The organism is Chitinophaga dinghuensis, from assembly GCF_003259435.1.
Lineage (GTDB): Bacteria > Bacteroidota > Bacteroidia > Chitinophagales > Chitinophagaceae > Chitinophaga > Chitinophaga dinghuensis.
In genome coordinates this window covers 344,960-368,764 of the sequence record NZ_QLMA01000006.1, presented here as the reverse complement: position 1 = coordinate 368,764, position 23,805 = coordinate 344,960, and the positions used below count along the sequence as shown (strand labels likewise).

Annotated in this window: 24 protein-coding genes; 13 read left to right on the top strand and 11 right to left on the bottom strand. The window is 44.7% G+C overall.

What is annotated here, in order from left to right:
• Positions 1–4 precede the first annotated feature (4 nt).
• Positions 5–1,087 (bottom strand): BT_3928 family protein, encoded by a 1,083-nt coding sequence (locus CLV59_RS19145; protein ID WP_111593685.1) that lies wholly within the window; start codon positions 1,085–1,087, stop codon positions 5–7.
• A 20-nt stretch (positions 1,088–1,107) separates the two neighbouring features.
• Positions 1,108–1,653, bottom strand: coding sequence for a DUF1599 domain-containing protein (locus CLV59_RS19140; protein ID WP_111593684.1), 546 nt, complete (start codon positions 1,651–1,653; stop codon positions 1,108–1,110).
• Positions 1,654–1,776: 123 nt separating this feature from the next.
• Between CLV59_RS19140 and folP the strand changes: the two genes are divergently transcribed.
• From folP to CLV59_RS29480, 3 genes are read left to right on the top strand one after another with little or no spacing between them, the layout of a single operon-like run.
• Positions 1,777–2,637, top strand: coding sequence for a dihydropteroate synthase (gene folP, locus CLV59_RS19135; protein WP_111593683.1), 861 nt, complete (start codon positions 1,777–1,779; stop codon positions 2,635–2,637).
• 21 nt (positions 2,638–2,658) lie between these two features.
• Positions 2,659–3,471: a diadenylate cyclase gene (locus CLV59_RS19130; protein ID WP_170137819.1), complete on the top strand. Its 813-nt coding sequence runs from the start codon at positions 2,659–2,661 to the stop codon at positions 3,469–3,471.
• 37 nt (positions 3,472–3,508) lie between these two features.
• Positions 3,509–3,910 carry a thiol-disulfide oxidoreductase DCC family protein gene (locus CLV59_RS29480; RefSeq protein WP_111593681.1) on the top strand — a complete coding sequence of 134 codons (402 nt, stop codon included), beginning with the start codon at positions 3,509–3,511 and terminating at the stop codon, positions 3,908–3,910.
• A gap of 73 nt (positions 3,911–3,983) precedes the next feature.
• On the opposite strand, the gene CLV59_RS19120 is transcribed toward CLV59_RS29480, so the two are convergent.
• The gene (locus CLV59_RS19120; RefSeq protein ID WP_111593680.1) at positions 3,984–4,862 is read right to left on the bottom strand and encodes an FKBP-type peptidyl-prolyl cis-trans isomerase; all 879 of its coding nucleotides are present in this window, start codon (positions 4,860–4,862) and stop codon (positions 3,984–3,986) included.
• Between the two features lie 37 nt (positions 4,863–4,899).
• Complete coding sequence (locus tag CLV59_RS19115) at positions 4,900–5,904, bottom strand: DHH family phosphoesterase (RefSeq protein WP_111593679.1); 1,005 nt, start codon at positions 5,902–5,904, stop codon at positions 4,900–4,902.
• 154 nt (positions 5,905–6,058) lie between these two features.
• Here CLV59_RS19115 and CLV59_RS19110 point away from each other — a divergent pair, with 154 nt between their 5' ends.
• A complete protein-coding gene (locus CLV59_RS19110) occupies positions 6,059–6,475 on the top strand; it encodes a nucleoside-diphosphate kinase (protein WP_111593678.1) in 417 nt (138 codons plus the stop codon).
• 576 nt (positions 6,476–7,051) lie between these two features.
• Positions 7,052–7,951 carry a site-specific tyrosine recombinase XerD gene (xerD, locus tag CLV59_RS19105; protein ID WP_111593677.1) on the top strand — a complete coding sequence of 300 codons (900 nt, stop codon included), beginning with the start codon at positions 7,052–7,054 and terminating at the stop codon, positions 7,949–7,951.
• A gap of 40 nt (positions 7,952–7,991) precedes the next feature.
• Here xerD and CLV59_RS19100 read toward each other — a convergent pair whose 3' ends face one another.
• Entirely contained in the window at positions 7,992–8,915 is a 924-nt protein-coding gene (locus tag CLV59_RS19100; protein WP_111593676.1) for a hypothetical protein, read from the bottom strand.
• 354 nt (positions 8,916–9,269) lie between these two features.
• Here CLV59_RS19100 and CLV59_RS19095 point away from each other — a divergent pair, with 354 nt between their 5' ends.
• The 5 genes from CLV59_RS19095 (at position 9,270) to CLV59_RS19075 (ending at position 12,887) form a co-directional block, all read left to right on the top strand.
• Entirely contained in the window at positions 9,270–9,689 is a 420-nt protein-coding gene (locus tag CLV59_RS19095; protein ID WP_111593675.1) for a hypothetical protein, read from the top strand.
• 225 nt (positions 9,690–9,914) lie between these two features.
• Entirely contained in the window at positions 9,915–10,421 is a 507-nt protein-coding gene (locus CLV59_RS19090; protein ID WP_146616246.1) for a hypothetical protein, read from the top strand.
• Entirely contained in the window at positions 10,408–11,214 is an 807-nt protein-coding gene (locus CLV59_RS19085; RefSeq protein WP_111593673.1) for a sensor histidine kinase, read from the top strand. The genes CLV59_RS19090 and CLV59_RS19085 overlap by 14 nt, the downstream gene beginning before the upstream one ends.
• A gap of 128 nt (positions 11,215–11,342) precedes the next feature.
• Positions 11,343–12,002, top strand: coding sequence for a response regulator transcription factor (locus tag CLV59_RS19080; RefSeq protein ID WP_111593672.1), 660 nt, complete (start codon positions 11,343–11,345; stop codon positions 12,000–12,002).
• Between the two features lie 39 nt (positions 12,003–12,041).
• A complete protein-coding gene (locus tag CLV59_RS19075) occupies positions 12,042–12,887 on the top strand; it encodes a DUF2911 domain-containing protein (RefSeq protein WP_111593671.1) in 846 nt (281 codons plus the stop codon).
• Between the two features lie 80 nt (positions 12,888–12,967).
• On the opposite strand, the gene CLV59_RS19070 is transcribed toward CLV59_RS19075, so the two are convergent.
• The 6 genes from CLV59_RS19070 to CLV59_RS29225 all read right to left on the bottom strand — a co-directional run bounded on the left by CLV59_RS19070 (position 12,968) and on the right by CLV59_RS29225 (position 18,576).
• Complete coding sequence (locus tag CLV59_RS19070; RefSeq protein ID WP_111593670.1) at positions 12,968–14,662, bottom strand: sodium:solute symporter; 1,695 nt, start codon at positions 14,660–14,662, stop codon at positions 12,968–12,970.
• On the bottom strand, positions 14,659–14,790 hold the full coding sequence (locus CLV59_RS29335; RefSeq protein ID WP_262511904.1) for a hypothetical protein: 132 nt from the start codon (positions 14,788–14,790) through the stop codon (positions 14,659–14,661). Before CLV59_RS29335 ends, CLV59_RS19070 begins: the two co-directional genes overlap by 4 nt.
• A 55-nt stretch (positions 14,791–14,845) precedes the next feature.
• The gene (locus CLV59_RS28965; RefSeq protein WP_170137818.1) at positions 14,846–15,022 is read right to left on the bottom strand and encodes a hypothetical protein; all 177 of its coding nucleotides are present in this window, start codon (positions 15,020–15,022) and stop codon (positions 14,846–14,848) included.
• 6 nt (positions 15,023–15,028) lie between these two features.
• Positions 15,029–17,515 (bottom strand): PIG-L family deacetylase, encoded by a 2,487-nt coding sequence (locus tag CLV59_RS19065; protein ID WP_245950895.1) that lies wholly within the window; start codon positions 17,513–17,515, stop codon positions 15,029–15,031.
• A 91-nt stretch (positions 17,516–17,606) separates the two neighbouring features.
• Complete coding sequence (locus CLV59_RS19060) at positions 17,607–17,936, bottom strand: DMT family protein (protein WP_111593669.1); 330 nt, start codon at positions 17,934–17,936, stop codon at positions 17,607–17,609.
• 145 nt (positions 17,937–18,081) lie between these two features.
• Positions 18,082–18,576, bottom strand: a complete 495-nt coding sequence (locus CLV59_RS29225) for a carboxypeptidase-like regulatory domain-containing protein (protein WP_245950894.1) — start codon at positions 18,574–18,576, stop codon at positions 18,082–18,084.
• 206 nt (positions 18,577–18,782) lie between these two features.
• On the opposite strand from CLV59_RS29225, the gene CLV59_RS19050 reads away from it, so the two are divergent.
• From CLV59_RS19050 to CLV59_RS19040, 3 genes are all read left to right on the top strand, one after another.
• On the top strand, positions 18,783–19,325 hold the full coding sequence (locus tag CLV59_RS19050; protein WP_111593668.1) for an RNA polymerase sigma-70 factor: 543 nt from the start codon (positions 18,783–18,785) through the stop codon (positions 19,323–19,325).
• A gap of 74 nt (positions 19,326–19,399) precedes the next feature.
• Positions 19,400–20,395, top strand: coding sequence for a FecR family protein (locus tag CLV59_RS19045; RefSeq protein ID WP_111593667.1), 996 nt, complete (start codon positions 19,400–19,402; stop codon positions 20,393–20,395).
• 20 nt (positions 20,396–20,415) lie between these two features.
• Positions 20,416–23,805, top strand: a complete 3,390-nt coding sequence (locus tag CLV59_RS19040; RefSeq protein ID WP_111593666.1) for a SusC/RagA family TonB-linked outer membrane protein — start codon at positions 20,416–20,418, stop codon at positions 23,803–23,805.

The following is a 23,805-nucleotide window of genomic DNA, read 5'->3' as shown; positions in this document are numbered from 1 at the left end:
ATTATCAGGGAATATCGCGGTAAGCCCATTTACCCTTAATTGTGCCTTTTTCCAACAGCATCAGACAAGGATTGCTTCTGCCGGCAGTCTTAATGGCCACGCCATCCATCTGCAGGAACTGGAATTGAAGACCATGCGCTTTTTGGAAGGCTGCTATTTCATCCTTAGTAGAAGCCGTTACGCCAAATATTTCGATTTCTCCTTTCTGCTGACGTTCCTGTAAAGCTTTCAACTTCGCATCCCAGCCTTCACCCGCTTTGGCGGTATTCAGTACCAGGAAGAGATATACTGGTTTAGGTTCCTCCAGGATACCCTGGGTTTGGTTACCTCCGTCCAGGTCCATCAGGATAAAATCCTTAATGGCTGGTTCTGCATTTCCTTTCTGTACCAGTTTATCCTTGCGTTCAACAAATTTCCAGGTAGAATCAGACCATGGATAGTTCTCTTCTGTAAAATCCTTCTTCACGCCATCTTTTTCGTAGATAAATGTCATTTTATATACGTCAGGAGTAGCGCCTGGCGGCAGTTTCATTTTCTCAGGGATGTTATTACCCACTTTATAAGGCAGACAGTCGAACAGCGGCAGATGACGCAATGTATACCACTGTACCCCGAAAGAGAAAATAGTCGCAATCAGCATCACGAAACCAGCGCCTTTGAACAGCGGTTGTATAGCTTTACGTTTTGCAAAGATCAGGAGGATCATTACAAACAGAATAACATCTTTCCAGAACGTTTCTGTGGCAGTCAGTTTAATACAGTCTCCAAAGCAGCCGCATTCACGGATAGTACCACTGAACAATGCGTAACCGGTAAGGAAAGTAAAAAACGCAATCAACAGCAGCAGCAATACAGAGAAGATACGCATACGGTAACCTACCAGTACAGCTACGCCGGCAATAATTTCGAAGGCGTTCATACCAATGGAGAATGCCAGGGAATATGGCGAGAGAAAAGTCAGATGTAATACTTCAAAGAATTCATCCATCTTGTAACTCAATCCCAGCGGGTCATTCGCCTTGATGAGGCCCGAAAAAATAAAGAGCACCCCAACGAGGATGCGAAACAGGTTTAGGATAATTTTCATAAGTCGATTAATGGTTTAGTTTAGGATTCCTGGGCTTCTGTCATCTTGATCAGCGCAAATAAGGCATAGTTGATGATATCAGTATAATTGGCATCTATACCTTCTGAGATCAGGGTTTTACCCTGATTGCGCAAGATCTGTTTGATGCGAAGCAGTTTAGTAAGGATAAGGTCTGCGAAGGATTCCTGGCTCATATCTCTCCATGCCTCGCCATAGTCGTGGTTCTTGGCAAGCATCACTTCTTCCACTTCTTTCGCGTACTTATTATAGAGGGTTTCCACTTCTGCCAAAGGAAGATCCGTATAGGGGTTCCCGTTTTGTTGCAGTTGAATCAACCCAATGATACCGTAATTGACAATTGCCTTGAATTCGCCTTCAATATTATCTGCTACTTTCTGTACACCGGTTTCCTGGATGGTGCGGATACGCTGTGCTTTAATGAACAGCTGATCCACCACAGAGATAGGTCTTAATACTCTCCAGGAAGTACCGTAATCCTTTGTTTTCTTGATAAAAATATCCTTGCAACCATCAAATGCAGCATGGTATTGTGCTAATGTATCCATAATTCAGAGGCTAAAATCATAAATTGCATGCAGATGAACGGATAAATCCTGTTCACCTTGCTTACATTACGTAAATTGCAGGGCAAAATAAAGAATTTCAGCTAAACAGGCGGAACTATTACGATGAAAACTAACCATATCACGACATCTCTTCCACTTTCCATCAACTGCAGGGGCAGGTTGCTTTCGCTTGCAGAACCGGTGGTAATGGGGATTATTAATGTTACAGACGATTCATTTTATGAAGGGAATCGTACGCGGGAACTACATCATGTAGTCGAAAAGGCAGGCAAGCATTTATCGGAAGGCGCTGCTATTCTTGATCTGGGAGCACAAAGCACCCGGCCAGGAGCTACTGTTGTGGGGCCGGAAGAAGAACTGACCCGTTTGCTACCAGCTATTCATGCTATATTACACCAATATCCGGAAGCGATTATTTCCATTGATACCTGGTATGCGCAGGTAGCGGAAAAAGCGGTACATGCCGGAGCTGCTATTATCAATGACATCAGCGCTGGCGATCTCGATGCGGCTATGATACCGACAGTAGGAAAATTACAGGCGCCATATATCGCTATGCATATGCAGGGGAAACCGGCTACGATGCAAGATGATCCCAATTACGAAAATGTGGTAAGAGAAGTGCTGGACTATCTGATACAAAAACTAGCTGTTTGCCGCGCGGCAGGCATCCGGGATTTTATTGCAGATCCAGGCTTTGGTTTTGGAAAAACGCTGGCACATAATTATGCCCTGATGCAACACCTGCACCTGTTTAGTACGGTGCTGCAAACGCCAGTATTAACAGGTATTTCCCGTAAATCTATGATTTATCGTTTATTGGAGACCACCCCAGATGCTGCACTGAACGGCACCACCGTTCTGAATACCATTGCCTTGCAGCAAGGCACACATATTTTGCGCGTACATGACGTAAAGGAAGCCGTGGAAGCGGTAAAGATAACAGCACAATTGAAAGGATAAATGAATAACCATCTTAAACTTATGAAGGAAGTAATACAATTTTACGGATATGAGTTTCGCTGGCTGGAGTTATTAGATCTGGTTATCGTTATATTTCTGATTATACAATTATACAGGCTGCTGAAAGGGAGTCTGGCTTTTAATATTTTCGTCGGACTGTTGATGATTTACGCCGCCTTTTTCCTGGTGAGAGCGCTGCGTATGCCCATTCTGACCAATATTTTGCAAAACTTTATCAATGTAGGCCTGATTGCCATCATTATTATCTTTCAGCCGGAAATCAGAAAATTCCTGCTGGTACTGGGAAAGAAAACCCCTTTATCGAAAGACAGTTTCCTGACCAAGTTATTCCTTCCTGATAAATTCAAAAGCTACAAAGACGAGGAAAATATCATCAATGAAATCATTACTGCCGTGAGCAGGATGATGAGTACACATACCGGCGCATTGATCGTCGTCGCCACCACTTATCGTCTGAAATTTGATACCGCCTCCAGTATTCCCATTGATGCCAATGTGAGTGCCAAGCTGATTGAAAGTATTTTTAACAAGCATTCCCCTTTGCATGACGGGGCCTTGATAATTGTAGGGAATAAAATGTTGGCCGCAAAAGTGATACTGCCAGTGTCTGAAAATCCAGACCTGCCAACCCGGGTGGGACTAAGACACAGATCAGCAGTCGGCATTACCGAACACAGTGATAATCTGGCCATTATCGTTTCTGAAGAGAGAGGAACTGTTTCTTTCGCACAGGATGGAAATCTGACACAAGATGTTTCTTTGGAAGACCTGAAAGTGAAATTATATGAAGTACTGATTGATGGCTATGCCTGAGATAGCGTAACTTTATATCTGGAGAGAAAAATGAAAGATGTTGAATAAAGGGATCATATTATTTGACGGCGTCTGCAACTTCTGTAATGCGTCCGTGAATTTTGTGATAAGGCACGACAGGCAGGGGTATTTTCGGTTTGCGCCGTTGCAGTCTGAGATTGCTACGGAATTATCCCGGCAGTACGGCTTTGATACGAATGCTTTATCTTCTTTTATATTGGTAGAGAACGGGAAAGTCTATACGAAAAGTACAGCTGCCTTGCGGGTAGCAGGTAAACTGAATTTTCCGGTGAGACTACTATCTTTATTGATGATAGTGCCTGCATTTATACGAAATGGTGTGTATAGTTGGATTGCGCGGAGGAGGTACCGTTGGTTTGGGAGAAAGGATGCCTGTATGGTACCGACACCTGAAGTTCGCAGCAGGTTTATGATATAGGGACTGTATTAGATTAAATAAAACGCCCTCCTTTGCATATGCAGGGAGGGCGTTCTCTTTATAGGAAGAAAGATTATTTCTTGCCAACTGGAGGTACAACAGGAGCTGCAGGAGCTGGAGCGCCTGGTTTGATATCTACCAGTTTCACGTCAAATACCAGGATAGCGTTACCTGGGATTGCTGGAGGTGAACCTTGCAGACCGTAAGCCAGTGTAGAAGGAATTACCAGGGTAGCGGTAGAACCTTTTTTCAGCTGAGACAGACCAGCATCCCAACCTTTGATCACGAAACCACGACCGATAGGGAATTTGATTGGTTCCAGCGGCATACCAGGACGCAGGGTAGAATCCATGGAAGAATCGAATACTTTACCGTTGGTCAGTTTACCAGTGTAGTGAACATACACAGTATCGCCAGCGTTAGGCGTAGCACCGGTACCTTCTTCTTTCACTGCTACGTAAACGCCTTCCGCATTTTTAGTAGCATTGATTTTGTTTTTCTCCAGGTATTCTTTGATCAGCTTTTCGTCTTTTTCTTTCTGAGCAGCTGCTGAATATTTGTTCTCAACAATGAAAGTGATTTTCAGCTTGTCGCCTTTTTTACCGAAGGCAGGGCGCTGCATTGGAGGAAGAGAATCCCAAGGAATGATAAAAGTGGTACTGTCACCTTCGTGGAGCAGGGCGATACCTTCCATCAGGTCAAATTTATCCACTGGTTTGTTTACTACCAAAGGAATTGGGCCACCAACTACCTGACGGGAAGTACCCAGCAGGGAGTCATTGATTTTCTGGACAACGTTCACCAGCGCGGTATCCCCGATTTTCAGCTGAGGACCATTACCTGCTTTGTGTACGATATATTCAATACCGCTTGGCGTTTTTTTCACGCCGCCGCCGCAACTAGCCAGGAACAGGCCCAGCGCTGCAACTAATAAATGATTGTTTTTTTTCATTTGACTGTATTAGTAGGTTCTAGTACTTTGAAGCAAGTTATTGTAATTGTTCTTCATTTTCTCTGATGGCACGGATAAATCTTTCTACCGTTTTATCCAATGAGTCTACACTTCTGCCGCCGGAAGCGTTAAAGTGGCCACCGCCATCAAAATATTTACGGGCAAAGGTGTTCACGTCAAAATCGCCTTTGGAGCGGAAAGAGAGTTTCACTTCCACGTTTCTGTCTATGATCAGTGCCGCTAATTTAATACCCTGAATGGAAAGAAGGAAATTTACCAGGCCTTCTGTGTCTCCCGTCATCAGATCGAATCGTTTCAGATCTGAATATGGGATGGCGAGCATGGCAGTATTGTATTCGTAGAATACCTCCATTCTGTTGAGCAGGCTATGACCGAGGAAACGGAGCCTGTTTTCCAGGAAGTTATCGTAGATATTCTGGTGGATGATTTCGTGTTTGAGGCCTCTGTCCATCAGATCAGCTACCATGCGGTGTACGCGCGCTGAGGTAGACGAAAAGCGGAAAGATCCCGTATCTGTTACAGTACCGGCATAGATGCAGGCGGCAATATCCAGGTTAATGTATTTCTCCTCTCCCAGTTTATAGATGGTTTCATACACCAGTTGAGCGGTAGAACTGGCGGAAGTATCGCTAACACCAAAATCGAAGCTGGGTTGTGGTTCCAGGTGATGGTCGATCAGGATTTTGGTACAATCCAGTTTTTCCAGGAACGGCGCCATATTTTTGGTCCGGTAGAGCGCGTTGAAATCCAGGCAGAAAAGCAGCTGTATGCCTTCGAGGGCAGCCATAGCTTTATCATTGGAGGATTCGAAATCAATCACCAGTTCAGCGGCGGGCATCCATTTCAGGAAGTCCGGAAAGTTGGTGGGAGAGATTACAGTTACTTCGTGGCCTTTCTGGATCAGATAGTGATACATTGCCAAAGATGATCCCATTGCGTCCGCATCTGGCTTTTGATGCATAGTGATAACCACTTTCTTAGGGTTTTCCAGCAAAGGCTTAATTTCCTCAATCGGCTTCATTCAAACTGTAATATTATTAATTTATAAGTCAGTGTTCTTAACAGAAAACGAAGTGCGAAGATCTTTATTTGAGGCAGAATTTCAAAATTTTTTACCACTAAAGAAAATGTAATTACTTTTGCGGCCTAAATCAGTAATCCGGAATTAAAAAACTATGGGTAACAGAACATTTACAATGATTAAGCCTGATGCAGTTGCAAACGGGCATATTGGCGGCATCCTGAACATGATCAATGAAGCAGGTTTCCGTATTGTGGCTATGAAAATGACACAGTTATCTGCTGCAAAAGCAGGTGAATTCTATGCAGTACACAAAGAAAGACCTTTCTATGGTGAGCTGGTTGAATTCATGAGCAGCGGTCATATTGTGGCTGCTATCCTGGAAAAGGACAATGCAGTAGAAGCATTCCGTAAACTGATCGGCGCTACCAACCCTGCTAACGCAGAAGAAGGTACTATCCGTAAAAAGTATGCTGAATCTATCGGTCGCAATGCCGTTCACGGTTCTGACTCCGATGAGAATGCACAGATCGAAGGAGATTTCTTCTTTAGCGGTCTGGAGAAATTCTAGTCTGTAATTACAGGTTCAAAACCATATTGGCCGGTGCTGAAATCAGCACCGGCTTTTTTTATTGGGATGAGGGAAAAGAAAGCAAATTATTGGTGTATACAATTGAAAATAAAGACATTATGTAATTTAACTAAAGCAAGACATCAAACAAGACGCTCAAAAACAGTTATATATAACAACTATTTTAAAACTATCAGTAAAGACAGCCGTTCATCTCCCTGAAATTACCTTTTTAAAGTCATTTTCAAGGGCAGAATCATAAAAATTTACAAAGTAATAATCTAGTGATTTTTAACAACTTAACAAACATCATTTAAGGAAATGGTTTCAGTAAAACGTAAACAGGCATCCTTCGTCACATATGATTCGATTAACAAGTGCCATATTCCACATAACTTACATGCAGCAGTATTTTCCAGTTAACAAATTTTAGGGGCCTGTATCCACTAACTGCAACGCATATACATTTTCTAAAATTAATTCAATTACCCACTATTCCCATGACCAACCCAAAATTTTAGGAGTTATCTAACTACAATCGATTTAGCATTTGAAAAATGCACTTAACTTGCCGTTATGTGGGAATCATTCCGAAAACTATTTAAAGGATACCTCCAACTGGAGCGTTCCTTATCCGCTAACTCTATTGAAGCCTATCTGCGGGATGTAGAAAAACTGGAGGAATACCTTCAGACAAACGGTAAGGAAAAACTAAGGCCGCAGGATATTGTTCTTAACGACCTGCAGGATTTCGTGGGATGGGTTGGTAAACTGGGCATGACAGCCACCTCACAGGCGAGGATCATTTCCGGTATCAAAGCATTTTACAAATTCCTCCTGCTGGAAAATATGGCCCAGGAAGACCCCAGTCAGCTACTGGAAACGCCGAAGTTAACCCGCAAATTACCAGATGTACTCACCTTCGAGGAGATTGAAATGATGATTGCCCAGATACAACTGGATACCGCTGAAGGCCATCGTAACAGAGCGATACTTGAAACTATGTATAGCTGCGGACTACGTGTCAGTGAAGTACTTGGATTGCAGTTATCACAACTGCACCTTGATGCCGGGTATATCAGAGTAGTCGGCAAAGGCAATAAGGAAAGACTGGTACCTATTGGCAGCGAGGCAATCAAACAAATCAATATGTATCGCCAGAATATTCGTGTACACATGCCCGTTAATTTCGGGGAAGAAGATACCCTCTTTCTGAACCGAAGAGGGAGTCCGCTCAGTCGCGTAATGGTTTTCCTCGTGATCAAGGACCTTGCTAAGAAAGCGGGCATTGAAAAGAATGTATCGCCCCATACCTTCCGGCATTCATTTGCTACCCACCTGGTAGAAGCAGGCGCCAGTCTGCGGGCTGTACAGGAAATGCTGGGACATGAAAGTATTACGACCACAGAAATCTATACCCATCTGAACAGGGAATTACTGCGCGACACGCTGCACCAATTTCATCCCAGGTTCTGATAGGGATAAAAAAATGAGGTTCCGCATGGCGGAACCTCTCTCAAACATTGGGTGTATCTTTCACAATAAGCTGTCGATGCAGTACAGCGGATGAGGCCCTCGAACGTCCGCGGCGGACTTCCGTAAAATGCCTGACACTGTTCAACCATCCTGTTATATGTCGGGTTGCCCGGACAATAATTCCGGGTTTGTATAGGATATCAATGCTACTACAGGGCGCTATATCTTGTCGGGCGGTGACCATAGCATGCGATTCATTTTCTTCCCAGATCAGCTGATCTTGTTTATACAACCGGAAATAGACATCCGGTCCAAAATTGGGCCTGCCATCCCGGATAGGGATCAGTTGTCCTGCAAAAAGATCCCGTCTGTTGAAATGCATGGTATAGCGGCCATACTCATTTGTATAGGCATCTGCTATTTTTTTCCCGGTAATGGCATTGAATGCGCTTACTTTCAACCGGGACTCCCCTTCTCCGTTTGCTTTATTTCTTACTATCCCTGTTAATACCCAGGCGCCAGCCTGGCGGTAAATATTGGACCAGACTTCCGCAGGAATCACATAGGCATAAGCTGCCAGATATCCTTCCTGGTTACGTTTCCAATGGGGAATCATATAGCTGAGATGAAAATTGCGCGATTGGCGGTTGCCATTTTTTGCGGGCATTTCATCCAGACAGATGTCCAGTTCCAGGGGTTCTGTAAACAAATGTAATTCGTTCCAATACAGTCTGAAATTCCCTTTGGGGTCCAGGGTGGTTTCAGCCAGTAGCCTATCTGCTTTCATCAATACCTCCTTTGCCGACAGTGGACGGAGATGATTGAAAATACCTTTTACTATAGTCATATGATCGGCGCCTGGATTACTTTCAGGCAGGTATACCCGGATACGTGCATTGGATAGTGGTTCAATACAGTCCTCCCCAATCATAGCTGAGATGTTCCCTATAAGCAGGTAACTCATAGTTAAATATTTTAATTAGGGGTTAACGATGTTAAAGATGTGCTGTTCTTTGGGGCAGCACGTCCCACTGCTAAAATCTATCTCAAAAACAAACATGGTAGAAAGGCCAATAATATTGTATGAGACGTTCTTCCTGTTGATAAAATGAATACTGTCCGTTGATAATGATATTACAAAGATTGCGAAGTTCAACAAGTCAGTCAAGCGTTATTCAACTGATAAATGGGAATGCGTATAAATACGCATTTTTGCCAAACCTTCCGTGAAATGTGACGGCAGTTATATATAGTGTAAAAAATAGTAATAATTTTACCCGGATACTATCACACAATATCACACCTTAAACACACACGTATGAGCGATTCTCAATCCAAACGCCCATCTATCGCAGATGCTGGCGGATTTATTTCAAAGGAGAGGATGCAGACCCTTCTTACCAACTACGAAAAAGATCATGCTGATCAGAAAGCAACCGACATTGTAAAAGCGATGTGCTTTTCAAAAGACAAAGTGCTGGAATTACTGGCAGACGACCGTGCTGTCGGCTTAAGAATTTACTACGGTATCCATATCGATACTGATGGTGACGGCATTAAAGAAAAGAAAATGGTACTGGTAGCTACCGATGCAAATGGTGATGATATCCTCCCTGCGGATGTTACACTGGATGGTGGTATTCAGGCGAAAAGTGCCGGCTTAATTTTGGATGATGGTCTTCCTTGCCCTAACTACTGCGGCGGTGGCGGCGGTGGTACCGGCGGTGGCAAGGATTAATGCCTTGATCAAAACACATTTAAAAAGATAGATAGATTACTTGTGGTTACATTCATGCTAACAGTATTTTGGTGCATGCTGGGGATCGAATTCATAGTTCTGATCCCCTTTCTCCTAAAATACAGACAACTAGACCCCTCATCGAAATGGATTTTCTACTACATCCTATGTTCGCTAGCTTTATCTTTAGGGTCTGTACTTATTATGCAACTTTATGGCAATAACATGTGGTTCTTCAACCTCATGCATTTCCTACAATTTGTAATATTATCCCTGTTCTACCTGACCTGTATTAAATCTCCCAAACTACGTTATCTTATTCTCCGACTCCCAATTGTAATGCTTTGTATCTTCTCTGTAGACTTTTTCCGCATGGAAGGAATGAAATTTTATGACTCCATTTCTACAGGCATCAAAGCAGCACTGATGATATTCTATGCCATCTCTCTCTTCATGCAACAATTAGGGGATAAAGAGCTGATAGAAAAATCAATATACATAAACTCTTTACCTACTTTCTGGTATAATTCCGGAATATTCCTGTACTTTTGCTCGACTATTCTATTTTCCATTAGTCTGAGTTTAACACAGACACAAAAGGTTCAGGCTTCCATTCCCATGAATATGGTTTACGTCACCTACGTGATTGTTTACACCGTTGGCAGTATTTCAATGATTCTCTTTTATGTTGGTTTAACTAAGACGAAATTATTGAAGTATGCGGATCACTGATATCATTATCATCGGAACTACCATTATGCTGATTCTGGCGATTGTGGTTATCTTACTGGTGATGCAGCAACAGAAGCAGGTTATTCAGCATAAGCTGATCATCAGAGATAAGGATCTGCAACTGGAACGTGAACGTCTGGAGGCCATTCTCCAGGGCGGCGAACAGGAAAGAAAACGCATTGCGGAAGATCTGCACGATGAAGTAGGCGCACAATTGTCGGTATTAAAATTGACCATTGGCGGCCTTCAACCTTTATTGAAAACAGGCAATGGCGAAGTAGAGCGCCTGAAGGAAACCAAAGAATTTACAGATACCATCATCCAGCAACTACGGTTCATCTCCCAAAGCTTACATCCACAAGCACTCGATAACCTTGGCCTGGCGCATGCGCTGGACTCTTTCTGCAGCCTGATGAATAAAAACAAACAGGTTAAGATCCTTTTCAAAACAGATGGGTCCAATTATCCGGTAGATAAATCGAAAGCATTACATGTTTACCGTGTGGTACAGGAGCTGATTAATAATATCCTGAAACATGCGGAAGCAGCAGAAGTGGAAATCAGCTACCATAGCACACCTACCCTTCTCACTATCAATGTGGAAGATGATGGTAACGGCGCATTGATGGATCAACTGGCCACAGCAAGAAAGAAAATAGGTAGTCTGGGATTAAAAAATATTGAGAGCAGACTGGATATCATAGGAGGTAATATTAGCTATAATCATCGGAATCCGACTGGCACTATCGCACAGATTCAATTAGAGAACTATCAGCCTGCAGTACAGAATTAATTGATACTTATCTTGTTTTATTCTTAAATTGCCGTCCGGTTGCGATAGGCGACCCAATGTATCAACTGTCGCACTGATGCTATTTTATCCTGGAAAAATTCATGTAATTCTCTGTAAACTGTCCTCAAATGGCACACCATATCAAAGTGGCAATTGCTGACGATCACAAAATATTTCGAAGTGGAGTCATTAATACCCTTATCCCGTACGAAAATATCAATGTCATCTTTGAGGCCGATGATGGCCAACACTTGCTGGATCTGATGAACCAGCAACAACCCGACGTTATTTTAATGGACCTCAAAATGCCGAATATGGATGGCATCGAGGCTACCGTAAAAGTAAAAGCCCAGTATCCGGATGTAAAGGTGATTATCCTCACGATGTATGAAGACGATAACTTCATTGTACACCTCGTGGAGAATGGCGCCAATGCGTATCTCTTAAAAAATGCAGAGCCGGAAGAAATCTATGAAGCAATTTGTACTACCTTCGACAAAGGTTTCTATTTTAATGAAAATGTGAACCTGGCACTGCTCAAGAAGGTATTACACAAAACAAAGCAACAGATCAAGCCTACCCTCAAGAATGAGGTACAACTGAATGATCGCGAACTGGAAGTCCTGAAACTTATCTGTAACGAACAGACGACCCAGGAAATATCTGAACAGATTTTTCTGAGCCCCCGTACTGTAGAGGGAATTCGCCAGAAACTGCTGGAAAAACTGAATGTAAAAAACAGTGTAGGCATCGTATTATATGCCTTCAGAAATGGCCTGATTGAGTAACTGCCAGCTAAACTGCCACCAATATTCTCGATATAAACCATGAAAACTGCCAGATCATTTGCCGCAGCTGCCAGCTGTGCGTTCTTACTGTATGCAGGTGCTTCCATAGCACAAGTAAAAGTACCGGCTCCTAGTCCGTCTCAAACCGTTAAACAGGAATTTGCACTGTCTAATGTAGAGCTGAGCTATTCCCGTCCTAACACTAAAGGTCGTGTCATTATGGGCGACCTCGTGCCTTATAATAAAGTATGGAGAACTGGCGCCAACAGCGCTACCACCATCACTTTTGGCGAAGATGTGAAATTCGGCGGCGTAGCCGTGAAAGCCGGTAAATACGGTCTTGTAACCATCCCAGGTCAACAGAAATGGACGGTGATTCTCACCAGCAGCCTGGATGTTACCAAACCAGCCGATTACAAACAAGAGAATGACATCGCACGTGTAACGGTAACGCCTGTACGTACACAATTCTCTCAGGAGAGCTTCACCATCGGTTTTGAAAATGTACAATACAATTCCATGGTACTGGCGCTTAGCTGGGACAAAGTAAAAGTACCAGTGGTTATCTCCGCTGACATCGACGGTAAAATTGAAGCTCAGATCGATGCTGCTATGCAGACCGAGAAAAAGCCTTATTTCCAGGCAGCGATGTTCTATGCAGACCAGCATAAAGACCTGAAAAAAGCAGTGTCTTATATCGATCAGGCTGCAGATGCACAACCAGACGCTTTCTGGGTAATGTACCAGAAAGCCAGAATCCACTCCATGGCGAAAGATAACGCTACTGCTAAAGCAGCAGCGCAGAAGTCACTGGAGCTGGCCACTGCCGCTAAAAGCGACGATTATGTAGCCCTGAATAAAAAGCTGCTGGCTACCCTGAAATAATCCAACCTGTTACTTAAAACAGTAGTGCCCGGTACATGTACCGGGCACTTTTTATTGGTGGATATCGCTATTGCGAATGATTATTTAGCGAGACGACGGTTCAAAAAGGGCTGTAATACCAGCGCAATAGCGATGACGAGCAAACAACCGATGGCGTTCAGCCAGAGGAAGGAAACTTTTTCCTGCCAGAATAAAATAAGTACAATTATCTGCGCTGTAATTGCAGCACAGAAGGTGGCTGTCCCTCTTATTCTCTTCAGGTAAAATGCCACCAGGAAAATACCCAATGTAACCCCGTAGAACCAGCTTCCCAGTATATTTACCACTTCTATCAAACTCCCCAGCCCACTTGCAAACTGGGCTACGGCAATACAGAAAACGCCCCAAATCAACGTCCATATGCGGGACATCCGCATATATTTTTCAGGCGTCTCCTCGGTTTTATACAGCCGCTTGTATACATCCACGACCGTCGTGGATGCCAGGGAATTCAGTGCCGCTGCAATACTTCCCCAGGCTGCCAGGAAAATAATGGCTATCAGGAGTCCTACCAAGCCTTTAGGCAGACTGTGTACTACAAAGTGTAAAAAAATGTAGTTGGTGTCATTCGCATCTCCCGTAGGGTCTGCATTTTTTATCAACATCACGGCTTCAGACCTTACCTTCTGCGCTTTATCTTCTGTGGCCTGCAACGCTTCTTTGGCAGTACTGATGGCAGTTTCCTCTTTCTTTTCCAAAGCTGCCGCCAGTGTTTTTACCTGCTGTTGCTTTTCTGTGCTGAGGGTATTGTACTGTGTTTCCAACTCGTGCAAAGCCGGTCCCTGCGAAGTAGCGTATACCCGTTGCAGTTGGGCCTCATTAAAGAATAAAGGCGCACGGAAATAGAGATAGAATACAAAAACCAGCGCTCCGATTAACAGGATCAAAAACTGCATTGGCACTTTTACCAATCCGTTCATCAACAGGCCTAAACGGCTCTCGCGGACTGATTTTGCGGTAAGGTAACGCCCTACCTGAGACTGGTCTGTACCAAAGTAGGACAAGGCCAGGAAGAACCCTCCAATCAGGCCGCTCCAGATATTGTATTTATCATTCCAGTCGAACTTCGTGACAATAACATTCAGTTTATTCATTTTCCCGGATACCTGCAATGCTTCTTTGAAGCCAACATCAGCGGGTAGCAAATGCACGACCATCCATCCTGCCAGGAACATTCCTGAGAAAATGACTACCAGTTGTAATGTTTGGGTATAAGATACCGCACGGGTTCCCCCCGCCACTGTGTAGATAATCAACAATCCGCCCATAATCAGGTTAGTCCAGTAAAGGTTCCAGCCTAACAGGGACGATAAAATTATACTGGGTGCACAGATGCTGATACCAGTGGAAAGTCCGCGCTGAATAAGGAAAAGGGCAGCTGTAAGTGTTCGGGTTTTTAGATCAAAGCGTTGTTCCAGGAATTCGTAAGCAGTATAAACTTTTAGCTTATGAAATATAGGTACAAAGGTGATACAGAGTACAACCATGGCCAGTGGCAGGCCGAAATAATACTGCACGAAACGCATGCCGTCTGTGTATGCCTGTCCTGGTGCAGAAATAAAAGTAATGGCACTTGCCTGTGTACCAATAATCGATAATAAAACGATATACCAGGGCATCGATTGATTGCCCAGGAAATAACTCTCCATGTTCTGTTTACCTCTGCTCTTCCAAATGCCATACAGGACAATAAAGGAGAGCGTGGCAACAAGTACAATCCAGTCTAACGAACTCATGAAAATGCTTTGGTGAATAAATAGAAGAGAATAATCAGCACTACCAGCCAGGCAACTACCAGTACATACCAGTAGGTCCAGGATGGAAATAATGGAGGCTTCTCTTCATGCAGTGGCTTATCTGACATGGAAAGAGGAATTACAGGTTCAATAAAATCCGACGCCGAAAGCGCCTATAAACTTTTAATCATGGTGACTTTTAGCCCACATACTGCCGGTGAGCAGGCCCAGACCAATACCGATCAAAAGGCCAATATGAAGTCGTTTTATTTCAAAACCAATTACCAGTCCTAGTAGAATACACAGCACCGCCGCTATGCGCAGGCGGGGCCGGTTATTCCTTACATTTTTATTGCTCATTTACTGCTATTTCTTTTTTGCGGATATCAGGTTGACAAATAAGCGATAGGCTCCAGGTACACCTGCAGGCAACTGCCTGAAGAATGACAGGGAGGTATACACATATCTGCCTTTACCATAAGTTGCCACAAGGGTGGAACCATCCAGAGGGGCCTCTCCTTTGTCGCTCATGGCAAATAATTTATCATATGCCTTATCTGCCGAAGTTGTATAATACAGCCCCAATTCCTGTACCCATCCGTTAAAATCAGCGGTGTTGATATCATTTGGATAATGCAGGACAGGATCGGCAGGGTTAAGAATCTTCACCTCCGCTTTTTCATCCGTTACCCTGTCGCGAGACAGAGAGAATGGATAAGGGCCGAGGTTTGTCATCACCAGCGGCGAATTTACGTTATACTGAACAAGATAAGTACCGCCATTTTTCACGTATTCCATCAGGCGGGTTTGCCAGAACTTCATTCTTGGGTTGATATTATAGGCTCTTACCCCTGCAATGATGGCATCGTATTGGGCAAGGTTTCCATTCATAATATCTTTTTCGGTGAGTTCGGTCACTTTATAACCTACCTGCCGTAAAGAAGCCGCCACCATATCGCCGGCGCCAGGGATATAACCCAGGTTATTTCCGTTATGCTTCAGGTCTACCGTAACCAGTCGCGCCTGTGCAGGCGGGAACAGGGTAATTACAGGAATGTGGTCATAACTGATGCGTTGCAGTCCATCCGTATATACTTTACCGTTATTGGACATTGCCACGGAGAAAGTATCTACTTTGGTGGCATTGCCTGCCTGTGTGGGCTTGATGGTAAAATGGAATTCCTGCTCATCTCCTTTCTGACTGAAAGCATAGGATTGTGAGGCGGGTGTTGCCACAAAACCTGCAGGTAATTTCAGGGATATTTCTCCTTTTACGCCCTCGGCCATGGCTTGCATTTTCACGGTAGCTTCCTGTGATTGGGCGCCAGTGAAAATAAATACCTGGTTAGTAAGATTGCCAGTTACCGGAGGGGCTATAACCAGCGGTTCATAGAGTTCCCCTTTCACAGGATCGGTGTATTTATACTGTAAAGGGCGCTGGAGGGTGAAGTCTTGTCCGTCTATGTTCAGGCGTATAGTGGCCTGAAGTGCAGGAATATTCTCAGGATTGCCTACCAGCAGCGGGTCCTGGATCGTATATGTACCCACAGGATGGGGTGCATTTAACCAGTATGGCTGTGAAAATGGCGTATTTACAGGAACCGTAATAGTTTGCGGGAAGGTATTCAGTTTATTATTCTGGAGATCTTGCGCTGTTACTGCATTGGGTACGCCTGGCAGGTCGGCGCCCAATAGTTTAACGGGTACATTACCTCTGTTAATGATCTGGATGGATGATTGCATCTTATAACCTGGTACCACAGTAGCTTCAGCACTATAGGCTTCTGCCCAGATGCCTGCGCACGCAAGGATCAGCTGTTCGGTTTCCTTCAGTTTCTGGGTTCTCCAGTAGCCTTCCGGCAGTTGCTGGATTGCCTTGCGGATAGCCAGGAGTGTAGGTACGGAGGCTGCCGGGTTATCCATGTTATAGGTAGCAATGGCTTTATCTACCAGATCCCCAATGGCTTTTCCTCCATTGATGCGGTTCCAGGACTGATCTACTCCGTCCAGGAGTTCTTTGGAAGGATTGGAGCCTTTGATGGTGAGGAAATATTCCATGGAGCTACCGCGGGTAGCGGCAACGCCAAAGCCCTGGCTTTTGTGCTGGGAGCGACTTTCAGCGGCAATTTCCCCGAAACCTTTTCCAAGTAAAGGATTATAAACTCCTACATCAATTTTATACTGATCTTCGGAAGTAGTAACATTTCCGCCGAAACTAAAGGTATTCCAGAGTAGACGTTTGGCCTGCCATGGTTTGACATATTTCAGCTGATCCGGCGCATAGTTGGGATCGGCCGCCAGGTCAAAGGCCTTTGCAGCGATAATAGCCGAAGCGGTGTGATGCCCGTGGCCAGCGCGACTATCAGCCGGGAAGCGGCAGATGATCACATCTGGTTGGAATTTACGGATGATCCAAACCGCGTCACGGAGGATTTTAGTCGTATCCCAGATGGAGAAGGTTTCTTCCGGATTTTTGGAGAAGCCGAAGTCCTGCGCCCTGGTGAAGAACTGTTCCGCGCCGTCTATACGTCTGGCAGCGAGTAGTTCCTGGGTACGGATTAGTCCCAGTAATTCTCCTTGTTCGTTACCAACGAGGTTTTGACCACCATCGCCGCGGGTAAGCGACAGATAGCCGGTACGATATAATTTTTCTTTAGCGAGATAGCCTAGTAATCGGGTATTTTCATCGTCTGGGTGGGCAGCGAAATAGAGAACACTACCGAGGGTGTCCAGTTTTTTCAGCTGCAGCCGGATGTCGGCGGCATTCCAAACGGGAGTAGGCTGGCTATTAGCGGTACCGGTAACCAACAGCAATAGTAACATAGTTAGTGCGGTATAGATTCTTTGAATCATGTATGGTTGCGAGATTTACGGATTGTCAAAAATAGTAATTAATCAAGGCCATCCAAGCGAATTGGGTTGAGCGGCAGCAGGATTGGAAGAACTACTTTTTGAACATAAAATAGGCGGCGCCAATCAGCAGGGAAAAGGAAACCAGGTAGTTCCATTTCAACGGCTCTTTCAGGAAAAAGATGGCGAACAAACTGAATACGGTCAGGGATACCACTTCCTGGATGGTTTTCAACTGAAAGCCACTAAATCCTTCCTGGAAGCCGTACCGGTTGGCTGGCACCATAAAACAGTATTCAAAAAAGGCGATTCCCCAGCTCATTAAGATTACTTTCCAAAGGGCAGTATCGGTATGTTTCAGGTGCCCATACCAGGCATAAGTCATAAAGCTGTTAGAAATAATGAGGAGTAGTATCGTACGCATGTGTGAGTTTTTCGACTGCGAAGATACATGGTAAATGAAGGCAAAAAAAAAGAGGCCGAATCAAGAATGATAAAGCCTCGTGTGGATCAAACCAATAGGGTTCTCTGTTAGGATGAGTGTGTTGTTGGTTGCTAGTATTCTTTTATTATTGTTCTAATTTGATTTCGCCAACATCAGTCGCTTTTCCGTCTTCTACTTTTACATCTTTGATGGAGGCACTTTTGTAAGGCGCTTTACCGGTAACTACAATCACATAGGTACCAGATTTTACACCTTGAATGGTGAAAGTTCCTTCAGTTACAGTCGCTTTCACTTTACCTTCGGTACTTACCGCTGCTACTTCAGTAGCTCCGTCCGCAGGGGTGATTTTGCCGGTGATTGATCCAGCTTCCACAGCGCGGAGAGAATCAGTACCTTTGATACTGTCCAGTCCTTTCAGGGAATCCAATCCTTTCAGGGAATCGAGACTAACGGCTACGTGCGTACGCATTGCAGCGGAATCGATGCCTGCCAATGAATCAGCTGAGTAAACAGCAATACTATCAGCTCCCTTTACCGGTGTTGCAGCTGTCCCTTTGAAAGCAGACATTCCGAGAATCATTGCGGCTAATGCGAACATTCCTGTCATTGTTTTTTTCATGGCATTCAATTTTGATATGGTTAAAAATTATGATGACCTGATCACGGCGCTTATATGTGCATGGTTTTTGTAACATTGCCAATCTGTTGGCGGCCGTATAGTAACAATACATCCGAAACATCACTTACCATTAGTGAAGAAAATGTTAAAGTGAAAAAAAGTTTTAATCGTCTATCTTCGCACCGGCGGAAACAAATGATCAGCCCATGTTGCAACTGAGTAATGAAGAAATAGTTAAAGGCATTCGGACAAGAAACAAAGCTGTATTTGAGGCTGTTTTTAAACAGTTCGCACCTTCCATGTATAATATTGCTGTGCGATATGTAAAGGATGAGGATAACGCGAACGATATGGTACAGGATGTATTCCTCAATTTGTGGAAGAATGCGGAAAACCTGGATGAAAGAGCACCTATACAGCATTATCTGGCCCGAGCCACGGTAAATACTTGTCTGAATAGTATTAAGAAGGAACAGCGAAAGGAAGCATATACGAAAGAACAGCTCCATGTGGCCACTCCCTCAGAAACCAGTCACCAGCTCCTGGAGCATAAGGAATTGGAAACCCAGTACCGTTATGCATTGGATAAATTACCAGACCAGTGCAGACGCGTTTTTGAGATGAGCAGGTTTAAAGGCTTGTCCCCTACGGAAATTGCAGAACAGCTGGATATATCTATTAATACTGTGTACGCGCATCTCACCACGGCCCTTAAAAAACTAAGGGTAGTGCTGGTGAATAAGCAGTAACTCCTGCCTGGAAAAAAAATTTTTAAATCGACTAATGGTAACTCCCCCTCTGGTTGTATTGTCAATAAGAAGCCATGAATAGCAAAACCGACATAGATATTGTGATCCGATACCTGGAGAATCCGGACAACGAGCAGTGCAAACGCTTGTTGAACGACTGGATTCAAGAGGACCCGGCTAATCTCGACATCTTCCTGGATATGAGAGATATGTGGCATGGAGATCCACTTCCTGCTGCCTCTGCTTTTGATACCCAGGGACAGTGGGCACAACTCAGCAGTACGCTGGACAAGCTTCCTACTTCCCAACCTGTTACTGAAACGGTGGCTGTTCAACAGACTACTGCTAAAGTGAAAAAGATACCTTACCGTTACTGGTGGGCTGCGGCAGCCGTAACCGGCATCGCGGTAGCAATGGCATTTTTAGGCCCGGGTTCTTATAAAACTTATGCTACCCATCAGCAGATCGACAGTGTACGACTGAACGACGGATCTATGATCTATCTGAATGCCAATACTGTCGTGAAAGTACCTCGCAAATTTGGAGAAACGGATCGTAAAGTGACCATCGCACAAGGGGAAGCCTTCTTTGATGTGGCACAAAGACCCTCCCAACCATTTACGGTGGAAGCACCGGATGTAGATATCCGCGTACTGGGTACCTCCTTCAATGTGAAATCGGCCGATAAAGATGTGCAGGTATTTGTGCAATCCGGTAAAGTAAGCGCCGCTTTCAAGAACTCTGACAAAAATGTAATACTGACGCCTGGCCTGGAGGCAAGACTGCCTTACAACAGCCGTGATATCAGTACTACCACACATACTAAAGCCAACAATATCCTGGCATGGAAAACTCGCTGCCTGGTATTTGATGAAAGTCCCCTCTCCGATGTAGCTGTAGCTTTGGAAGATTATTATCACGTAAAAGTGAATATCAATGATCCCAAGCTGGCAGATGCAAGACTGCTGGCTACTTTCCGCAACCTTCCACTGGACGAGGTATTGGATATCATTAGAAAAGCTTTACAAATAAACATTAAACACGAAGGTAACCTGGTAGAATTTTACTAATAGTCCTGCGATAACTGCTTATGCAGCAAACACTATCTCAGGCGCTACGCTCATTTACCAGGTTAAGCCTGCCGTCTGTCTTCCTGTTTTTTGTTATCCTGGTATTTGCCGTTGCTGATACAGCGGCTCAAATTGTTGTTCCCAAAAGTGTCACACTGCATTATCGCAAAGCCAGCCTGAAAACAGTATTGCGCGATATTGAAAGACAAACGAAATACACCTTCGCTATTTCCTCCGATGAACTGGAAAACCGTCGTGGCGTTTCTATTCAGGTGAAAAACAGTCCGCTCCCAACCGTACTGCCACTGCTGTTCCCTCCTGCTAAATATTCTTTTGAAATTAGGGATGGACAGATCATTGTGATACCAGTAGGCAGCGGCAATCCCAATACTCCCATTGCCGGGAATAGTCGACCTATCAATCCTAATAAATGGCTGATCACAGGTATCATCACCGATGGTATGCAGCCCCTCAGTGGCGTTTCCATTCGGGAAGATAATACCCAAAATGGTACTGCTACTGCAGAAGATGGCACTTTCCAGGTGGAAGTAGCCTCTGGTCAGGCCACCCTTCATGTATCGCTCATTGGCTTTCAAACAAAGGAAATCAGTGTGCGCGACAGACGTATCATCAATGTTATTTTACAACCGGATTTAAAAAAACTGAACGAGTTAGTAGTGCTGGGTTATGGCTTGCAGAAAAGGGCCAATATCACCGGGGCAATAGCTCAGGTGGAAGGCAACCGACTGAAAAGCAGGCCTGTACCGAATGTGATAGCGGCTTTGCAGGGAACGGCTACGGGACTGGTAGTTACCCGCAGTAACGGACAACCGGGAAAAGAAGGCTTTAACTTACAGATCCGGGGTGTCAACAGCGGATCTGGCTCCAATACGCCTGTAATTGTGGATGGCGTTCCAGGTTCCCTGTCTGTACTCAATCCGGATGATATAGAATCCGTATCTATCTTAAAGGATGCCGCCGCCGCTGCGATTTATGGCGCCAGAGGCGCTGGCGGCGTAGTATTGGTAAGTACCCGTACAGGCAAACCGGGTAAAATATCTGTCGATTTTAATACCCTCGGCGGTTGGGAAACGCCTATCCGGCTTCCACAGCGGCTGTCTGCTGCCACAGATGCTTCCATGGAGAATATCGCCGCCGCAAATGCAGGGAAACCAGCGCCATGGCAGCCCGCCGAAATCGCATTATTGGAACAAGGCAACAAGTACCTGATTGATCCGAATCACCCGGATTTCTATAAATATTATTACAACTATAACCAGCTGGGTCTCGTAACAAAAGACAGAACTGCCGTACAGAATTATAACTTGTCGGTGAAAGGTGGATCTGAAAAGAACCAGTTTACTGCATCTATGGGCTACTTTGGCAGGCAAGGACTGTTCGCTGTAGGCCCAGACAGAACGAATCGTATTAATGGCCGGTTGAGTATGAATAACCGGTTCAATAAGCATTTCAGTCTGGAATCCCGGATGTCGCTGGCACAGAGTAATACCTTCTCTCCTTCTCAATTGGTGGAAGGGCCACAAGGGTTACTGGCAGGACTTTACCGCGGCCCCGGAAATGTGCCTGTATTTGTTCCCGGTACCAACCATTATGCATTGGGTGCAGCGCCGGTGTATGCCATTTTACAGGATGGCGGTAAGCGGCTGGAGAAAAATGACTACATAGACGCCGTATTTACCCTGAGAGCCGATAGTCTGGTAAAAGGATTGAATCTCCGACTGATTTATAGCCCGCAAAAGCAGATACTTAGAGATGATCTTGGGCGGCAGACCATTCCACTCTGGAATCGTGTAGCCGTAGCCGGTAGTGTCCAACCTGATAATATGCTACAGCAGAACAAACTGGAGTCTAAAGGAGGCAACCTCCAACTGTTGGGCGATTACGATCTGAAGATAAATGATAAAAATACTTTTCATTTATTGGGCGGCATCACGCAGGAATCTTATAATACCACGCAATTTACAGCGGCCTCCTATAATATTGCGGCGACGGATATAGCGAGTAACAGATTTAGTACCGCTCCGCAGGATACGCGACTGCTGGGCATTACAGGCTCACTGACCTCTTTATTCGGAAAGCTGAATTACAACTTTGATAATCGTTATTTACTGGAAGCGAATCTGATTGGAGCAAGGCTGTATCAGGCCGGCAATTATTTTCCATCCATTACACAATGGAAATTATTCCCGTCTTTTTCCGCTGGATGGCGCTTGAATAATGAAACCTGGTTTTATGAAGCGCTGCCTTTTTTCAATGAGTTCAAGCTGCGCTGGTCCTGGGGTCAGTTAGGTAATGTGAACAGTTGGAATACCATTAGTAGTGATGAACGGTACCAGACCTTCACTTTTCACCCGGGCCCGCAACTACAGCCTTTCGTCTATCATAATCCAGTTCCCCAGGCCTATGGCTGGGAAAATATTGCTGCCAGCAATTTTGGCTGGGATGCAGTGCTGGTAAAAGGACAGCTTTCTCTCTCTGCGGATTATTTCATTCGCAGGAACAGGGATATGCAAATGCCCAAACTGACCTCTTCCCTTACAGGTGCATGGCCCCTTAGCTACCATGAAGGAGAAATGCGTACAGAAGGATGGGAATTTAATGCAGGATGGAAAAGCCAAGCCAGTAAAGCATTTACCTGGTACCTGAATGCTAATATTTTCCATAGCAAGAATAAAGTATTGCGCAGCGATGGGGTTAGTCCGCAAGCTGGATGGAACCAGGGAGTACCGGGATACGCCTATTCTTCCCTCTTCGGTTACCAGGCAGAAGGCTATTTCCAGACACAGCAGGAAGTAAACCAACATGCGTTTCAAAACGCAGCCACAGGGCCTGGAGATATCAAATACAAGGATATCAACGGCGATCATGTGATCGACAGTAAAGATCTGGTATACCTTGGTACAACCGATCCACTGTATTCTTATGGTATAGATGCCGGGATCAGTTGGAAGGGTATTGAGTTGTCTGTATTCTTCCAGGGAGTGGGCAATCGCAAGGTTATGCCGGACCCGCGTTATAATATTCCTTTCAACAGCGGATGGCAGGAGCCCTGGAGCATCAATCAGGATTACTGGACACCGAATAACCCCAATGCATTATTTCCAAGACTATACTTGGGTGATCAGCAAAACACCGTGCCATCGAGTCAATGGGTGATGAATGGCGCCTATATCCGGCTGAAAAACCTGCAATTAGGATATACCTTACCAGCAGGATTACTGAAAGCTTTCCAGATCAAATTGCTGCGAATATACTTCTCTGGTCAGGATCTCTGGGAAACCAATAATATGAAGATCAAATACTATGATCCGGAGCAAGCCAGTGGCTATAACGGGAATGTATATCCATTTTTCCGGTCTTATACTTTTGGCTTAAATGTTTCCTTCTAA

Excerpts from the sequence above, each read along its gene's own strand:
- CLV59_RS19145 (WP_111593685.1), bottom strand. The coding sequence starts at position 1,087 with ATGAAAATTATCCTAAACCTGTTTCGCATCCTCGTTGGGGTGCTCTTT.
- CLV59_RS19140 (WP_111593684.1), bottom strand. The coding sequence starts at position 1,653 with ATGGATACATTAGCACAATACCATGCTGCATTTGATGGTTGCAAGGAT.
- folP (WP_111593683.1), top strand. The coding sequence starts at position 1,777 with ATGAAAACTAACCATATCACGACATCTCTTCCACTTTCCATCAACTGC.
- CLV59_RS19130 (WP_170137819.1), top strand. The coding sequence starts at position 2,659 with ATGAAGGAAGTAATACAATTTTACGGATATGAGTTTCGCTGGCTGGAG.
- CLV59_RS29480 (WP_111593681.1), top strand. The coding sequence starts at position 3,509 with ATGTTGAATAAAGGGATCATATTATTTGACGGCGTCTGCAACTTCTGT.
- CLV59_RS19120 (WP_111593680.1), bottom strand. The coding sequence starts at position 4,862 with ATGAAAAAAAACAATCATTTATTAGTTGCAGCGCTGGGCCTGTTCCTG.
- CLV59_RS19115 (WP_111593679.1), bottom strand. The coding sequence starts at position 5,904 with ATGAAGCCGATTGAGGAAATTAAGCCTTTGCTGGAAAACCCTAAGAAA.
- CLV59_RS19110 (WP_111593678.1), top strand. The coding sequence starts at position 6,059 with ATGGGTAACAGAACATTTACAATGATTAAGCCTGATGCAGTTGCAAAC.
- xerD (WP_111593677.1), top strand. The coding sequence starts at position 7,052 with ATGTGGGAATCATTCCGAAAACTATTTAAAGGATACCTCCAACTGGAG.
- CLV59_RS19100 (WP_111593676.1), bottom strand. The coding sequence starts at position 8,915 with ATGAGTTACCTGCTTATAGGGAACATCTCAGCTATGATTGGGGAGGAC.
- CLV59_RS19095 (WP_111593675.1), top strand. The coding sequence starts at position 9,270 with ATGAGCGATTCTCAATCCAAACGCCCATCTATCGCAGATGCTGGCGGA.
- CLV59_RS19090 (WP_146616246.1), top strand. The coding sequence starts at position 9,915 with ATGTGGTTCTTCAACCTCATGCATTTCCTACAATTTGTAATATTATCC.
- CLV59_RS19085 (WP_111593673.1), top strand. The coding sequence starts at position 10,408 with ATGCGGATCACTGATATCATTATCATCGGAACTACCATTATGCTGATT.
- CLV59_RS19080 (WP_111593672.1), top strand. The coding sequence starts at position 11,343 with ATGGCACACCATATCAAAGTGGCAATTGCTGACGATCACAAAATATTT.
- CLV59_RS19075 (WP_111593671.1), top strand. The coding sequence starts at position 12,042 with ATGAAAACTGCCAGATCATTTGCCGCAGCTGCCAGCTGTGCGTTCTTA.
- CLV59_RS19070 (WP_111593670.1), bottom strand. The coding sequence starts at position 14,662 with ATGAGTTCGTTAGACTGGATTGTACTTGTTGCCACGCTCTCCTTTATT.
- CLV59_RS29335 (WP_262511904.1), bottom strand. The coding sequence starts at position 14,790 with ATGTCAGATAAGCCACTGCATGAAGAGAAGCCTCCATTATTTCCATCC.
- CLV59_RS28965 (WP_170137818.1), bottom strand. The coding sequence starts at position 15,022 with ATGAGCAATAAAAATGTAAGGAATAACCGGCCCCGCCTGCGCATAGCG.
- CLV59_RS19065 (WP_245950895.1), bottom strand. The coding sequence starts at position 17,515 with ATGATTCAAAGAATCTATACCGCACTAACTATGTTACTATTGCTGTTG.
- CLV59_RS19060 (WP_111593669.1), bottom strand. The coding sequence starts at position 17,936 with ATGCGTACGATACTACTCCTCATTATTTCTAACAGCTTTATGACTTAT.
- CLV59_RS29225 (WP_245950894.1), bottom strand. The coding sequence starts at position 18,576 with ATGAAAAAAACAATGACAGGAATGTTCGCATTAGCCGCAATGATTCTC.
- CLV59_RS19050 (WP_111593668.1), top strand. The coding sequence starts at position 18,783 with ATGTTGCAACTGAGTAATGAAGAAATAGTTAAAGGCATTCGGACAAGA.
- CLV59_RS19045 (WP_111593667.1), top strand. The coding sequence starts at position 19,400 with ATGAATAGCAAAACCGACATAGATATTGTGATCCGATACCTGGAGAAT.
- CLV59_RS19040 (WP_111593666.1), top strand. The coding sequence starts at position 20,416 with ATGCAGCAAACACTATCTCAGGCGCTACGCTCATTTACCAGGTTAAGC.